This window comes from Streptomyces sp. NPDC056222 (assembly GCF_042264065.1).
In the GTDB taxonomy this organism is placed as follows: domain Bacteria; phylum Actinomycetota; class Actinomycetes; order Streptomycetales; family Streptomycetaceae; genus Streptomyces.
Window position 1 is genome coordinate 1 of record NZ_JBHJTL010000090.1, and the last position, 14,720, is coordinate 14,720.

13 protein-coding genes are annotated in these 14,720 nt (G+C 72.7%); 9 read left to right on the plus strand and 4 right to left on the minus strand.

The features are described from left to right. Window positions 1–64 precede the first annotated feature (64 nt). Window positions 65–1,255, minus strand: coding sequence for an MFS transporter (locus ACFC0D_RS30620; RefSeq protein ID WP_376442888.1), 1,191 nt, complete (start codon window positions 1,253–1,255; stop codon window positions 65–67). A gap of 79 nt (window positions 1,256–1,334) precedes the next feature. Here ACFC0D_RS30620 and ACFC0D_RS30625 point away from each other — a divergent pair, with 79 nt between their 5' ends. From ACFC0D_RS30625 to ACFC0D_RS30650, 6 genes are all read left to right on the plus strand, one after another. Beyond that, window positions 1,335–2,342, plus strand: coding sequence for a DUF5937 family protein (locus ACFC0D_RS30625; protein WP_376442891.1), 1,008 nt, complete (start codon window positions 1,335–1,337; stop codon window positions 2,340–2,342). Window positions 2,343–2,552: 210 nt separating this feature from the next. Beyond that, entirely contained in the window at window positions 2,553–3,608 is a 1,056-nt protein-coding gene (locus ACFC0D_RS30630; RefSeq protein WP_376442893.1) for an aldo/keto reductase, read from the plus strand. A 142-nt stretch (window positions 3,609–3,750) separates the two neighbouring features. After that, window positions 3,751–4,932 carry a winged helix DNA-binding domain-containing protein gene (locus ACFC0D_RS30635; protein ID WP_376442896.1) on the plus strand — a complete coding sequence of 394 codons (1,182 nt, stop codon included), beginning with the start codon at window positions 3,751–3,753 and terminating at the stop codon, window positions 4,930–4,932. A 59-nt stretch (window positions 4,933–4,991) separates the two neighbouring features. Then, window positions 4,992–6,035, plus strand: a complete 1,044-nt coding sequence (locus tag ACFC0D_RS30640) for an ATP-grasp domain-containing protein (RefSeq protein ID WP_376442899.1) — start codon at window positions 4,992–4,994, stop codon at window positions 6,033–6,035. A gap of 22 nt (window positions 6,036–6,057) precedes the next feature. Further along, the gene (locus ACFC0D_RS30645) at window positions 6,058–6,483 is read left to right on the plus strand and encodes a YciI family protein (RefSeq protein ID WP_376442902.1); all 426 of its coding nucleotides are present in this window, start codon (window positions 6,058–6,060) and stop codon (window positions 6,481–6,483) included. A gap of 2 nt (window positions 6,484–6,485) precedes the next feature. Continuing rightward, entirely contained in the window at window positions 6,486–7,694 is a 1,209-nt protein-coding gene (locus ACFC0D_RS30650; protein ID WP_376442905.1) for an RNA polymerase sigma factor, read from the plus strand. On the opposite strand, the gene ACFC0D_RS30655 is transcribed toward ACFC0D_RS30650, so the two are convergent. Beyond that, window positions 7,688–9,124 carry an MFS transporter gene (locus ACFC0D_RS30655; RefSeq protein WP_376442908.1) on the minus strand — a complete coding sequence of 479 codons (1,437 nt, stop codon included), beginning with the start codon at window positions 9,122–9,124 and terminating at the stop codon, window positions 7,688–7,690. The two genes, ACFC0D_RS30650 and ACFC0D_RS30655, sit on opposite strands and share 7 nt — an antisense overlap. A gap of 64 nt (window positions 9,125–9,188) precedes the next feature. Here ACFC0D_RS30655 and ACFC0D_RS30660 point away from each other — a divergent pair, with 64 nt between their 5' ends. Continuing rightward, window positions 9,189–9,911, plus strand: coding sequence for a TetR/AcrR family transcriptional regulator (locus ACFC0D_RS30660; protein ID WP_376442911.1), 723 nt, complete (start codon window positions 9,189–9,191; stop codon window positions 9,909–9,911). Window positions 9,912–10,012: 101 nt separating this feature from the next. On the opposite strand, the gene wrbA is transcribed toward ACFC0D_RS30660, so the two are convergent. Next, window positions 10,013–10,621, minus strand: a complete 609-nt coding sequence (gene wrbA, locus ACFC0D_RS30665; protein WP_376442914.1) for an NAD(P)H:quinone oxidoreductase — start codon at window positions 10,619–10,621, stop codon at window positions 10,013–10,015. A gap of 172 nt (window positions 10,622–10,793) precedes the next feature. On the opposite strand from wrbA, the gene ACFC0D_RS30670 reads away from it, so the two are divergent. Continuing rightward, the gene (locus ACFC0D_RS30670; protein ID WP_376442916.1) at window positions 10,794–11,546 is read left to right on the plus strand and encodes a TetR family transcriptional regulator; all 753 of its coding nucleotides are present in this window, start codon (window positions 10,794–10,796) and stop codon (window positions 11,544–11,546) included. Here ACFC0D_RS30670 and ACFC0D_RS30675 read toward each other — a convergent pair. After that, entirely contained in the window at window positions 11,518–12,306 is a 789-nt protein-coding gene (locus ACFC0D_RS30675) for a TetR/AcrR family transcriptional regulator (protein WP_376442919.1), read from the minus strand. The genes ACFC0D_RS30670 and ACFC0D_RS30675 overlap by 29 nt on opposite strands. Before the next feature lie 99 nt (window positions 12,307–12,405). Here ACFC0D_RS30675 and ACFC0D_RS30680 point away from each other — a divergent pair, with 99 nt between their 5' ends. Then, window positions 12,406–14,676 carry an ATP-binding cassette domain-containing protein gene (locus ACFC0D_RS30680; protein ID WP_376442922.1) on the plus strand — a complete coding sequence of 757 codons (2,271 nt, stop codon included), beginning with the start codon at window positions 12,406–12,408 and terminating at the stop codon, window positions 14,674–14,676. The last annotated feature ends 44 nt before the right edge of the window (window positions 14,677–14,720 follow it).

Here is a 14,720-nt window from a genome sequence, read left to right on the forward strand (position 1 = left end):
CCCCCCCCCCCCCGCCCGGGGGGCGCCCCCCCACCCCCAGCCCCCACCACCTCCGCCACCCCCCTCACGCCGCCAGCTCATGCCCCGCCCTCCTCGCCACCCTCCCCGTCAGCGTCAGCGTCAGCGTCGCCGCCGCCAGGCCGCCCGTCAGGGCCGTCCACCAGAGCGTCGCCGGGCCCAGGTTCGTGTAGAGCGTCACGCCCAGGGTGAGGGCCGCGAAGCGGGCCACGCCCCAGGTCCAGCTGAAGGCGCCCTGGTAGCGGCCGCGGGCGTGGGCCGGGGCCAGGTTGGCGATGACCGTCGCGGCGATGCCCGCGACCACCACCTCGCCCAGCGACCAGACGACCACCGACACCGTGAAGCCCACGACCCCGTCCGCCAGTCCCGTCAGCGCCACGCCGATCGCGATCAGCGCGCTGCCCGCGCCCTGCACCGGGAGCTGGGGAAGGCGCGACAGCCAGGCCGTGACGAAGGGCTGGAGGGCGACCACCAGGATCGCGTTGACCGCCGCCATCGCCCCGTACACCGCCGGCGAGAGACCGCTGTCGTGGACGGCGAGAGGCAGGGCGACCTCCGTCAGGGAGTAGACGAAGAGCTCGATCCCGAAGAGGGGGAGCAGTGCCATGGCCAGCCGGTCGCGGAAGACGACTCCGTACCCGATGCCGTCGTCCGAACCCTGCGCCGCCTTCGCGCGCGGCGGCTCGCTCAGGCGCGTCGCCACCACCACCGCGTAGATCAGCATCGTCCCCGCGTCCACCGCGAACAACAGCCAGTAGCCCTGCGCCGCCAGGAAGCCGCCGAGCACGCCCGCCACCGCCGTACCGATGTTCACCCCCCAGCCGAACAGGGCGTACGCGCGCTGCCTGCGCTCCGCGTCGACCGCGTCGGCCATCAGCGCGTACGCCGCCGGGCCGACCAACGCGCCCATCGCGCTGATCAGAAGCGCCGCGGCCGCCATCGTCCACACGCCCGGCGCCACGAACAGCGCGCCCTGTGCCGCTGCCGAGCCGACGAGCCCGATCAGCATCGTCGGACGGCGGCCGATGCGGTCGGCGAGGACGCCGCCCACCGCCGGACCGAGCAGATTGCCGGCACCCAGGGCACCGAGGACGTACGTCGTCTCGGCCCCCGTCACATCACGCGCGGCGAGGAAGAACACGAGGAAGGGCGTGACCATGAAACCGAGCCGGTTGATGACGGTGCCGGCGAAGACGGTCCACACGGTGGACGGGAGCCCGCGGAAGGAGGAGAACATGCGAGGACCATGCGCCCGGGGCACCACGACCCTCCATTGATTAAGCTCAGACCGAATCGATCAACGGTGTGGGGGACACATGGAATCGGGGCTCAATTTCTCGGCGGCGGACCTGGCGCAGACCCGGTTCGCGGTCTCCCCCATGTGGGAGGTCGTCACCAGCTTCCGGCTGCTCAGGGACACCACCGAGCCGCCGCTGCACCGGCGTTGGGCCGCACAGGTACGGCCCCGGCTCACGCAGGCGGGACTCGACAACGGCTGGCTGGCCGAACTGGTCCCGGGCCACGGCTACCTCGCCGACTTCCTCAACCCGACCCCCGCCACTCCCTTCCCCACCCTCGCCGCCGAACTGGACGCGATCCGCGCGTCCACGCCCGCGCAGGTGTGCGACGACCTGGACATCCTCCGCGCCAAGGACCCGGCCGGCCACCGCCCCTCGCCACGGCTGCGGCTGCTGCGCGAGGCGCCCGAGGAGGCCCTGGAGAAGGTCGCCGCCGAGATCGAGACGTACTGGGAACTCGCCCTCGCCCCCTACTGGGCCCGCATCCGTCAGCTCCTCGAAGCCGATGTCTTCCACCGCGCCCGGCAGGTCGCCGAGCACGGCTCGGCGCGCGTCCTCGGCGAACTCCACGAGACCGTCCGATGGGACGACGACACCCTGCACTTGGTACGCCGCCACTGCGCCACCATGACCCGCGACCAGGTCGGCTCGGGGCTGCTGCTCGTCCCCTCGGCATTCGCCTGGCCCCGCGTCCTGACCCGCGCGGTGGCACCGGATCCGCCCCAACTCGCCTATCCCGCACGCGGTGTCGGCAACCTCTGGGAGCCGCGTACGAACGCTGCGACCGACGCCGTCGCCGCCGTCCTCGGCCGCTCCCGCACCCTGCTCCTCACCGAACTCGACACCCCGGCCTCCACCACCCAACTCGCGGCCCACTGCGGCCTGTCGGCCGCCGGCGTCTCCCAGCACCTCACGGCACTGCGCAACGCGGGCCTCGTCACCGCGCACCGCAGCGGCCGCTCCGTCCTCTACGCCCGCACGTCGGTCGCGGACGCCCTGCTCGCCCCCTCGGAAGAGCTCGTATGACCCGAGCCCGAGCCGGAGCCCCAATCCCCATCCCGATCCAGATCCCGATGCCGGTCGGATCTGGTCGTCGTCGTACGCGGCGGAGCAAGGCTCTCGTGGTGCTGGGGGACTTCCCGGCTGCCATGCGCTCTTGCGTTGGAGTCCACTCCAGCTTCTAATGTGCCGCGCGAACCGGTTGCACGCCGGAAGACCGACGGGGAGGTCCGACACATGCGATATCGCGTACTCGGCGGGACCGGGATCGAAGTCAGCGCGTACTGCCTCGGAACGATGATGTTCGGCGCCGTCGGCAACCCTGACCACGCGGACTCCGTACGGGTCATCCATGCCGCGCTCGACCACGGCATCAACTTCGTGGACACCGCCGACATGTACTCGGCCGGCGAGTCCGAGGAGATCGTCGGCAAGGCGCTGCGCGACCCCCGCCGGCGGGACGGCGTCGTCCTCGCCACCAAGGGGTACTTCCCGATCGGCGAAGGGCCGGCCCGCGGCGGTCTCTCACGGCGCTGGCTCACCCGGGCCGTCGAGGACAGCCTGACGCGGCTCGGCACCGACCGGATCGACCTCTACCAGGTACACCGGCCCGACCACCGTACGGACATCGAGGAGACGCTCGCCGTCCTCGGCGACCTCCAGGCACAGGGCAAGATCCGGGCGTTCGGCTGCTCGACCTTCCCCGCCGAGGAGATCGTCGAGGCGCACGCCGTCGCCGAGCGGCGCGGGCTGCGCCGCTTCCGCACCGAGCAGCCGCCGTACTCGCTGCTCGCGCGGGGCATCGAGGCCTCGGTGCTGCCAGTGGCGCAGCGGTACGGGATGGGGGTGCTGACCTGGAGTCCGCTGGCGTCCGGGTTCCTCACCGGGAAGTACCGCAAGGACCGGCCGATCGACCTCACGAGCGGGCGCCCCGCGCTCCATCCGCACCGCTTCGACCCGACGATCCCCGGCAACGCCGCGAAGCTCGACGCCGTCGAGCGACTCGTCGCCCTGGCGGAGGACATCGGCTGCTCGCTGCCCGAACTGGCCATCGCCTTCGCGGCGGCGCACCCGGCCGTGACGTCCGTGATCATCGGGCCGCGGACGGGGGAACAGCTGGAGGGGCTGCTGAAGGGCGCCTCGCTGGTCCTCGACGACGAGGCCCTCGACCGGATCGACGAGATCGTCCCGCCGGGCACGAACCTCTACCAGCCGGACGGCGTGTGGCGCCCGCCGGCTCTGACGAACGCGACGCTGCGCCGCCGGGCGTTGGGCGAACGCGCGGCGGGGTGAGGGGCGGCCCCGGTGCGGGACGGCCCCAGTGCGGGACGGCCCCTGTGAGGGACGGACCCTCCAGCCGGAGAACGAGTACGAGTACGAGTACGTGAAAGAAGTAACCGGCTTCCTGTCGGTGTGGGGGGCCATGCTTACCGGCATGGGTACGAAGAGACGTCCGATCACGACGGACGAGCGCAGGGCCCGGCTGGCCGTACGGCACCGGCTGGCCGGGACGGCGCGGGCGGTGGACGTGGCCGAGGTCGCGGGGTCCCTGGTGGCGCTGCACGCGAGCGACCCGGCGAGCGTCTTCCTCGCGGTGGGGGCGCGGCTGCGCGGGGACGAAGGGCCGGTACGCGCTCTGGAACAGGCCCTGTACGAGGACCGGACGCTGACCCGGATGCACGGGATGCGGCACACCATCTTCGTCTTCCCGACCGACCTCACCCCCGCCGTGCACGCCTCCACCACGCGGGACGTCGCCACCCGCGAACGGGCCATGCTGACCAGGGACCTGCGCAAGGGCAGCGCGTACGACGAGGAGTGGCTCGCGGAGACCGAGCGTCTGCTGACCGCGGAGCTGGCGGCGCGGGGCGAGGCGACGGGCGCGGAGCTCGGTGCGGCCGTACCGCGGCTGCGCGTGCAGTACGTGTACGGGATCGGCACCCGTCAGGAGGGGAACCAGCCACTCTCCAGCCGACTGCTGCGCGTCCTCGGCATGGAGGGCCGGATCGCCCGTGGCCGGCCGCAGGGCACCTGGACCTCCAGCCGCTTCCGCTGGACGCTGACCCCGGAGCGCCCCGACCCGAGCGACGCGGACGCCCACGCCGAACTCGTACGGCGCTGGCTGGCGACGTGCGGGCCGGCGACCGAGGCCGATCTGAAGTGGTGGACCGGCTGGAAGGTCACCGACGTCCGCAAGGCGCTGGCGGCGCTCGGCGCCGCGGAGGTCGAGCTGGCGGAGGGCACCGGCTACGTCCTGCCGGACGACACCGCTTCCGTACCGGAGCCGGAGCCGTGGGCGGCGCTGCTCCCCGCACTGGACCCGACGGCGATGGGCTGGCAGCAGCGCGATTGGTACATCGATCCGGAGTACAGACCGGTGTTGTACGACCGCAGCGGGAACATCGGTCCGACGGTGTGGTGGAACGGCCGCGTCGTCGGCGTCTGGGCCCAGCGCCCGGACGGCGAGATCGCCCCCCGGCTGCTCGCCGACGTGGGCGCGGAGGGCGGCGCCGCCATCGCGGCCGAGGCGGAACGGCTCGCGGGCTGGATCGGCGACGTACGGGTGACTCCCCGCTTCCGCTCGCCGCTGGAGCGGGAACTGGCGGCCGGAGGGTGAGTTCGGGAGAAGAGGCGACGGGGGACGGGATGCCGGGAGCCGACAGGACGGGAGACGAGGTGTCAGGAGCCGACCGGGCGGGGGACAAGGTGTCGGGGGCCGACCGGGCGGGGGACGGGATGCCGGGAGCCGAGACGGCCGGAGCCGAGACGACCGGAGCCGAGACGGCCGGAGGCGAGACGGCCGGAGGCGAGATGTCGGTGCTGCTGACCTCGCCCCAGCGCACCTCCACCACCCTCCTGATGTCCGAGGCGGCGGCCCGCCGGGGCATGGAGGTACGGGTTCTGGACGGGCCGCCCGAGGCGCTCGCGCCCGGGCGTTCGGGGCACCACTGGTACGGCGGCCCGCTGCTCGCCGACCGGATCGCCCTGCCGTTCGGCCTGGGCCTTCTGGAACCGGCGGACGCGTGGCTCGCGGACCTTCCGGAGGAGTTCACCGCCCGTCGCGTCGTCCTGACGACCCTGGCCGAGGCCAGGGCGAGCCTTCGGCGCCCCGCGTTCGTGAAGCCGCCCGGCGACAAGTCCTTCCCTCCTGCCGTGTACGCGGACGGCGGACGGCTCGCGGAGGGGATGCCAGGGCGTCTGCCGCCCGACACGGCGGTCCTCGTCTCGGACGTGGTGAGCTTCGCCTCCGAGTTCCGGCTGTTCGCGCTCGACGGCCGGATCGTCACGGGGAGCCGGTACGCCGTGTACGGCCGTCTCGACCCGGGTCCGCTCCCGGCCGGTGCCCGCCGCTTCGGCGAACGGCTCCTCGCCGCGGCGGGCGAGTCGCTGCCGAGCGCGGTCGCCGTCGACATCGGCCTGGTCACGGACATGGACACCGGACGGGATCGGTGGGCGGTGGTCGAGGCGAACATGCCGTGGTTCGCGCACAGCTACGCGGCCGAGCCCGACCGGGTCCTCGACGTCGTCCTGCGCGCGGCGGGGCCGCTGCGCCACGTCACGGAACGGGACCGTCGCTTCCTGCGGCCGAGGAGGTCAGAGGTTCGGGCCGTGGTTCCTGCGGGTGGAATCCGAGAAGAATCCGGAACGGCGCCCGCGAGGTGTCGAGGATCGGCGCCCGGCTCCGACGTCCCCTGTGAAAGGCGTCCGGGAAACGGATGAGCCACCACCGAAGGAGAACGTCATGAAGTACCTCGTCATGGTGCAGGGATCCCAGGCCGACTACGACGTGATGACCGGCAAGAGCGCCGGGCAGGGTCCCGTGTGGAGCGAGCAGGACATGAAGGCGATGTTCGAGCACATGGGGTCGATCAACAACGACCTCGCGGAGTCGGGCGAACTGGTCGACGCGCAGGGGCTCGTCGAGCCGGCCAGGACGCGGTTCGTCTCCGTCGACAAGGCCGGGCAGCCGGTCATCACCGACGGGCCGTACAGCGAGACGAAGGAGCTGCTCGCCGGGTACTGGGTGCTCGACTGCGCGAGCCTGGAGCGGGTGACCGAGATCGCGGAGCGCGTCGCCCGGTGTCCGCAGCCGGCCGGGGCGCCGGAGTACCCGGTGGTGATCCGCCAGATCGACGAGCGGACCGAGTCCGAGTTCCTCGCCGACTGAGCGTGGACGAGGAGGAGACGGTCGAGTACCTGCTGCGCCGGCACGCGCCGCAGGTCCTCGGCGCGCTCGTGCGCCGGTACGGGCACTTCGACGCCGCGGAGGACGCCGTGCAGGAGGCCCTGCTGGCCGCCGCGCGGCAGTGGCCGGAGGCGGGGACGCCGGCGAATCCGCGCGGCTGGCTGATCCGGGTCGCCTCGCGGCGGCTGACGGACCAACTGCGGGCGGACGAGGCGCGGGCGCGGCGGGAGGAGACGGCCGCCCGGCTGGAACCCCGCGAGACCCGGGCCGCCCCGTCCGACGACGACACCCTCACGCTCCTCTTCCTCTGCTGCGACCCGGCGCTCGCGCCCGCCGCCCGGATCGCGCTGACGCTGCGCGCGGTCGGGGGCCTCACGACGGCGGAGATCGCCCGGGCGCATCTCGTACCCGAGGCGACGATCGCCCAGCGGATCAGCCGGGCGAAGGCGAAGCTCCGCGACCACCCCTTCCACCCTCCGGGCCCGGAGGACCGGGACGCCCGTCTGGCCACCGTCCTCCAGGTGCTCTACCTGATCTTCAACGAGGGCTACACCGCGACCTCGGGCCCCACGCTCCACCGCGGCGACCTGGCCGGCGAGGCGATCCGGCTGACCCGGGCCGTGCGCCGTCTGCTGCCGAGGGAGGGCACGGTGACCGGCCTGCTGGCCCTGATGCTCCTGACGGAGGCCCGCAGCGCGGCCCGCACGGGCTCGCACGGCGAGCTGATCCCCCTGGACGAACAGGACCGCGGGCTCTGGGACGCCGCCGCGATCGCCGAGGGCACGGCCCTGGTCGAGGAGGCCCTCGCGCAGGGCCCGCCGGGCCCGTACCAGCTCCAGGCGGCGATCTCGGCCCTCCACGACGAGGCGGCGCGCCCCGAGGACACGGACTGGCCGCAGATCCTCGCCCTCTACGACCTGCTGGTCGCCCAGGCCCCCGACCCGATGGCGGAACTGGGCCGCGCGGTGGCCGTCGCGATGGTCCACGGCCCCGAGTCCGGCCTCACCGAACTCACCGCCCTGGAACCCCGCCTGAAGGACCACCACCGCCTCGCAGCGGTCCGCGCCCACCTCCTCGAACGCACCGGCGCGACCGAAGCGGCCCGCGAGGCCTACGAGGAAGCGGCCGACCTCACCCTCAGCCTCCCGGAACGCCACTACCTGCGAACACGGGCGGCCCGGCTGGGTCAGTGAGCGTGCGGGCCGCCCGTCGGGCGGGGGTTGCCCGGGGGGATGAGGAAGGGGGCGGTCAGGGCTGCGGTCGTGGCCAGGGCTGCGCAGAAGGTGAAGGCGGCCGTGAAGCCGGTCGTCGTCGCCGCGGGGCCCTGGATGCTCGCCGCCGCGAGGGTGGAGACGAGGGCCACGCCGATCGAGCCGCCCACCTCGTGGAACGTGTTGACGATGCCGGAGGCGAGGCCCGCCTCGTGCGGGGCGATCAGACCGAGGGCCGTCGTGGTGGCGGTGACGAAGACCGCGCCGAGGCCGAGGGCGGCGAGCGAGAGGGCCGGAAGGAGGGTGGTCCACGCGTTGGTGCCGGGGGTGACCAGGGCCGGCGGGAGGCAGCCGAGGGCGGCGATCGCCATGCCGCCGGTCGCGCAGGCGCGCGGGCCCACCAAGCCCAGCAGGCGGGAGCCGAGGTGGGCGCCGACGGCCGTGGTGACGGCCACCGGCAGGAAGACCAGGCCGGTGCGGAGGGCGCTGAAGCCGTGGAGCTTCTGGAGCTGGACCGAGCCCAGGAAGAAGAACGCGATGAGCAGCGCGGTGGCGACGAGCATCAGGAACGAGCCGGCGACGACCGGGCGGAGGGTGAGCATCCGCAGGTCCATCAGCGGGGCGCGGCTCGCCCGTTCGACCGCGGCGAAGATCCCGTACAGCAGGACCGAGCCGAGCAGGGGCAGGAGCGCCGACGCGGACGCCCAGCCGGTGTCACCCGCCTGGACCAGGCCGTAGATGAGGGAGCCGGTGGCGGCCGTGACCAGCAGCGCGCCCGGGAGGTCGAGGCGGGCAGGGGTACGGACGGAGGCGGGGACGATCGTCGGGAGGGCGGCCAGCAGGGCGAGGCCGACGGGGACGTTGACGTAGAAGATCCAGGGCCAGCCCGGTCCGTCGGTGAGCACGCCGCCGAGCAGGACTCCGACGGCGGAGCCGGTGCCGCCGATGGCGGCCCACACCCCGAGGGCCTTGGCGCGTTCGGCGCCGTGGAAGGAGGTCGTGACCAGCGCGAGGGCGGCCGGAGAGAGCAGCGCGGCCCCGACGCCCTGGGCGATGCGGCCGCCGATGAGCATCGGGGCGTTCACCGCCAGGCCGGACAGCAGGGACGCGGCGGTGAAGACGGCGAGTCCGGCGAGGAGCGTACGGCGGGCGCCGAGGGCGTCCGCGAGCCGGCCGCCGAGCAGCATCAGCCCGCCGAAGCAGAGGGTGTACGCGGTGACCACCCAGGTCAGCGAGGTGCGGTCGAGCCCCAGGTCGACGGCGATCCGCGGCAGCGCGACGTTCACGACGGTGACGTCGAGGATCAGCATGAACTGGGCCACGCAGATCAGCGCCAGGGCCGTCCAGCGGCGCGGGTGGGCCGGAGGGCGGGTGTGGACATGGGCAGGGGCGTGGGCAGGGGTCCGAGTCATATCTGAACTGTACGGTTCAGTTCAGTTGAACTCAACCGTACAGTTCGTTCGGTAGGGTCGGATCATGAGCGACCGCCCCTCGAAGCCCGCCCCCACCGGGCCCCGCGCCGCCCGCAAGAGGGAGGCGATCGTGCGCGCCGCCCGCACCCTCTTCCTCCGCGAGGGCTTCGGAGTCGGCATGGACGCCATCGCCACCGAGGCGGGCGTCTCGAAGGTGACCGTCTACAACCACTTCGGCGGCAAGGAAGCGCTCTTCACCGCTGTCGTCGCGGGCGCGCTCGACGAGCCCCTGACCCCGGGCCCCGACGGCGGCGACGAGAACGGGCCCGACCTCGCCGGCCTCGCCGACGCCGACGACCTGCGCGCCGCGTTCGTCGAGGCGGCCCGCACCTGGGTCCGGGCCGTCCGCGAGAACGACGAGGTCCGCGCCCTGCGCGCCCTCGTCTCCGCCGAGCTCCACCGCTTCCCCGAACTGGGCCGCGCCTGGCGCGAGCACGGGCCCGCCGGCCACCACCCGGCCGTCGCCGACGCGCTGCGCACGCTCGCGGACCGGGGCCGGCTGGAGATCCCGGACCTGGAGGTCGCGGTCATCCAGCTCTACTCGCTCCTGCTCTTCCCGCAGATGGTCTTCGACCAGTACGGCACGGAGCTGAGCGAGGACCTCACCGAGCGGCTCGTACGCGACGGCGTGGAGATGTTCCTGGGCAGGTACGCCCCTCGGACGCCCGCGGCCGCACCGACCCCGGGCCCAGCGTCCGCACTCGCACCTGCGCCCGACCCCGGCTAGCTCACGGCAGCGCGCAGCCCACCCCCTCCCCGCACACACCACCCCAACGCACGCACCCCCGGGGATGCCTCCCCGGGGGTGCGTGACCGTGTGCCGACGCGTCAGTCCGTCGCGATGCCCTTCAGCTTCTTGGCGATCTTCGTGAGGCGCGCACCCTGGTAGCGCGCCGCCTGGAGCACGTTCTCCTCCGGGGCACCGTTCGCGCCCGGGTGCGCCGTGCCGTAGGGGTTGCCGCCCGCCGCGTAGACCGCCGGGTCGGTGAAGCCGGGGGAGACGATGACCGAGCCCCAGTGGTGGAAGGTGTTGTAGAGCGCCAGCAGCGTCGACTCGTTGCCGCCGTGCACGTTGTGGGCGCTGGTGAAGGCGGTCGCCGGCTTGTCGGCCATGACGCCCTGCTGCCACAGCCCGCCCGAGGTGTCGATGAACTGCTTCAGCTGCGCGGCGACGTTGCCGAACCGGGTGGGCGAGCCGAGAGCGTAGGCGTCGGCCCACTCCAGGTCGTCGAGCGTCGCGATCTCGGCGTCGCTCGTGGCGTCCACATGGGCGCGCCAGGCCGGGTTCGAGTCGATGGCGGCCTCGGGAGCCAGCTCGGGCACCCGGCGCAGCCGGACCTCCGCACCCGCCTTCTCGGCGCCTTCGGCGACGGCCTGGGCGAGCTCGTGCACGTTCCCCGTGGCCGAGTAGTAGATGACAGCAACCTTGACGGACATGACGAGCCCCTTAAGCGGATTACGTTCCGGTTCAACGGAACGAGCGTAAGTGGATACCAATCCACTTTGCAAGGGGAACCCACGAAGAACCGGATATCGCTCCGTTATGCTCGAGTCACGGACGGACCGAGGGGGGCGACTCGGGGCGAAGGGCGAAGGGCAGGCGGACGAGATGACCACGAAGAAGAGACCGGGACCCGGTCCCGAATCGGGACCCTCGCAGGGGCCCGGGACCGCCCCCGGACCCGAGCCGGTCCCCGGATCCGATTCGACCCCCGGACCCGAGCCCGTCCCCGGACCGCTCCCCGCCTCCGGCATCCCCTCCGCCCCCGGGATCACCCTGCTCCCCACCGCCGGTCGCGCCGCCCCCGAGCGGGCCGACGCCGCGCGCAACCGGCGCAAGATCCTCGACGCGGCGGCGCGGATCGTCGCCGAGGTGGGGCCCGAGGCCGTCACCATGAACCAGGTCGCCCACGCCAGCGGTATCGGCGTCGGCACGGTCTACCGCCGCTTCGGCGACGTCTCCCAGCTCCTGTGGGCCCTCCTCGACGACCGGGAGCGGCAGTTCCAGGAGGCGTACATGGGCGGCCCGCCCCCGCTCGGCCCCGGCGCCCCCGCCGACGAGCGGCTGCACGCCTTCCTCGACGCCCTCGTCGACCGGGTCATCGAGCAGCGCGAACTCCTGCTCGCCGCCCAGGCCGCCGCCCCCAGCGCGCGCTACACCAGCGGCGCGTACCTCGCGATGCACACCCACGTCACCCTGCTGCTCTCAGGGCTGCGGCCCGAGGCGAACGGCGCGCTGCTCGCCCATCTCCTGCTCGCACCGTTCTCGCCGAGCCTGATGCACCACCTGTCGGCCGAGCGCGAGCTCTCCGCCGACGAGCTCAAGGAGGGGCTCAACGCGCTGCTGAACCTGGGGGGATGAGCGCCGCGAGCCCGTCCAGGACGCGGGCGAGACCGAAGGCGTAGGCGTGGCCGGCGTCGTACAGACCCTGGTACGCCACGGCCGACGCCTCCCCCACCCGCGTCGCCAGCGGGAAGCGCTCCGGGTCGAGCACCCGGGTCAGAAGCGGCTCGTGCGCGGCCCACCACTCGTGGTCGGACAGCACGCTCTCCCGCTCCACGGCCCGCGCGTCCAACTCCGTCCGCGCCACGGTCTGCACGAAGCCGAGGACGTGGGTCAGCGCCGAGTCCATGGCCACGTCGTCGAGCCCCACACCCTCGAAGGCGCCGAGCTCGTGCTCGTACTTCGTCATCACCCCCGGGCCGAGCGGCGGCCGGTGGACCCGCAGCTCCGCCAGCCACGGATGGCCCAGGTACAGCGCGCGGTTGGCGTCGGCGACCGCCGTCACCCGCTCCCGCCAGGGCTCGCCCGCCGCGAAGGCCGGACGCGGCATCGTCAGGAAGACGGAGTCCAGCATCAGATCGAGCAGCTCGGCCTTGCCCGGGACGTAGGTGTAGAGCGTCATGGGGGTCACGCCCAGCCGCTGGGCGACCGCGCGCATGGTGAGAGCGTCGAGCCCGCCCTCGTCGGCCAGACCGATCGCCGCGTCCACGACCGCGTCGACCGTCAGCCCCTGCCGAGGGCCTCGCCGGCCCCCCGGGACCGACGGCGCGCCGTCCCGCCACAGCAGCTCCAGGGTCCGCGCCGGATCGCCCGCCCCACTGCTCCGCTCCTTCGCCATGGCACCCATTCTCGCAGGTCAGACCTAATTCCCGTTACTTTGTACGCTGTATAGAGTAACGTGGTCCTGATACGGGACCACCATCGGAGGGCGCCACACATGACCACCCCCGCCGCAGCGGACAGCCACCACGTCATCCAGGTCCGCGGAGCCCGGGAGAACAACCTCAAGGACGTCTCCGTCGACCTCCCCAAGCGCCGCCTCACCGTCTTCACCGGCGTCTCCGGCTCCGGGAAGTCCTCGCTCGTCTTCGGCACCATCGCCGCCGAGTCGCAGCGCCTGATCAACGAGACCTACAGCGCCTTTCTCCAGTCCTTCATGCCGGCCCTCGGCCGACCGGACGTGGACGGACTGCACAACCTCAGCGCCGCGATCGTCGTCGACCAGGAGCGGATGGGTGCCAACTCCCGCTCCACGGTGGGCACGGCGACCGACGCGTACACGATGCTCCGGATCGTCTTCAGCCGCCTCGGCACCCCGCACATCGGCACCTCCGGCGCCTTCAGCTTCAATCTGCCCGAGGGCATGTGCCCGCGCTGCGAGGGCGTCGGCCAGATCTCCGACATCGACGTCGACGAGCTCGTCGACCGGACCAAGTCCCTCAACGAGGGCGCCATCACCGTGCCGGGGTACGCCGTCGACTCCTGGATGTGGCAGATCATGGCCAACTCCGGCTTCTACGACCCCGACAAGAAGCTGGCGGACTTCACCGAGCAGGAGTGGGAGGACCTCCTCCACAAGCCGTCCTGCAAGGTGAAGGTCGGCTCCAACAACTTCACCTACGAGGGCCTGGTCCTGAAGCTCCAGCGCACGGTCCTCTCCAAGGACCGCGAAGCCATGCAGGCCCACATCCGGGCCTTCGTGGACCGCGCCGTCGTCTTCCGGACCTGCCCCGAGTGCGAGGGCACGCGTCTGACCCGGGCCGCCCTGTCCTCCCGTATCGAGGGGATCAACATCGCCGAGTGCTCGGCGATGCAGATCAGCGACCTGGCCGACTTCGTCCGCCGGATCGAGGACCCTTCCGTCGCCCCGCTCCTCGCGGGCCTGCGCGAACTGCTCGAGTCCCTCGTCGAGATCGGCCTCGGCTACCTCAGCCTGGACCGGGCCTCCGGCACGCTGTCGGGCGGCGAGGCGCAGCGCGTGAAGATGGTGCGGCACCTCGGCTCCTCGCTCACCGACGTCACCTACGTCTTCGACGAGCCCACCACGGGACTGCACCCGCACGACATCCAGCGCATGAACGACCTGCTGCTGCGGCTGCGCGACAAGGGCAACACGGTCCTCGTCGTGGAGCACAAGCCGGAGGTCATCGAGATCGCCGACCACGTGGTGGACCTGGGTCCGCGGGCGGGCTCGGCCGGCGGCGAGATCTGCTACTCCGGCGACGTGCCCGGCCTGCGCACCTCCGGGACGCTGACCGGCGACCACCTCGCGCACCGGGCGAAGCTGCGCGCCGAGGTACGGCCCCGGACCGGCTCGCTCTCCATCGAGGGGGCGACCCAGCACAACCTCCGGAACGTGAGCGTCGAGATCCCGACCGGCGTCCTGACCGTCGTCACGGGCGTGGCCGGCTCCGGCAAGTCGTCCCTCATCCACGGGAACCTGCCGGGCCGGGAGGGTGTCGTCGTCGCCGACCAGTCCCCGATCCGCGGCTCGCGCCGCTCGAACCCGGCGACGTACACGGGCGTGCTCAACCCGATCCGTACCGCCTTCGCCAAGGCCAACGGCGTCAAGGCCGCCCTCTTCAGCGCCAATTCGGAAGGCGCCTGCCCGACCTGCAACGGGCTCGGGCTCGTCTACACCGACCTGGCGATGATGGCGGGCGTCGCCTCGGTCTGCGAGGAGTGCGAGGGCAAGCGCTTCACCAGTGAGGTGCTCTCCTACACCCTCGACGGGAAGAACATCCACGAGGTCCTGTCGATGGCGATCGAGGAGGCGTACGACTTCTTCACGGCGAAGGGCCAGGCCCGGACGATCCTCGGCCGGCTGAAGGACGTCGGCCTCGGCTATCTCCGCCTCGGCCAGCCCCTCAACACCCTCTCGGGAGGCGAGCGGCAGCGCCTGAAGCTGGCGATCCACATGGCCGAGAAGGGCGCGACCTACGTCCTCGACGAGCCGACCACCGGGCTGCACCTCGCCGACGTCGACCAGCTCCTCGCCCTCCTGGACCGGCTCGTCGAGGCGGGCAACACGGTCGTGGTCATCGAGCACCACCAGGCGGTCATGGCCCACGCCGACTGGCTGATCGACCTGGGCCCCGGCGCGGGCCACGACGGCGGCAGCATCGTCTTCGAGGGCACCCCCGCCGAACTGGTCGAGAAGGGCGACACCCTGACGGCACGCCACCTCAAGGCGTACGTGGGCGCCTGAGCCGTGGCCGTGGGTGCGGGGTCGGAGACGTCTCCCGCACCCAC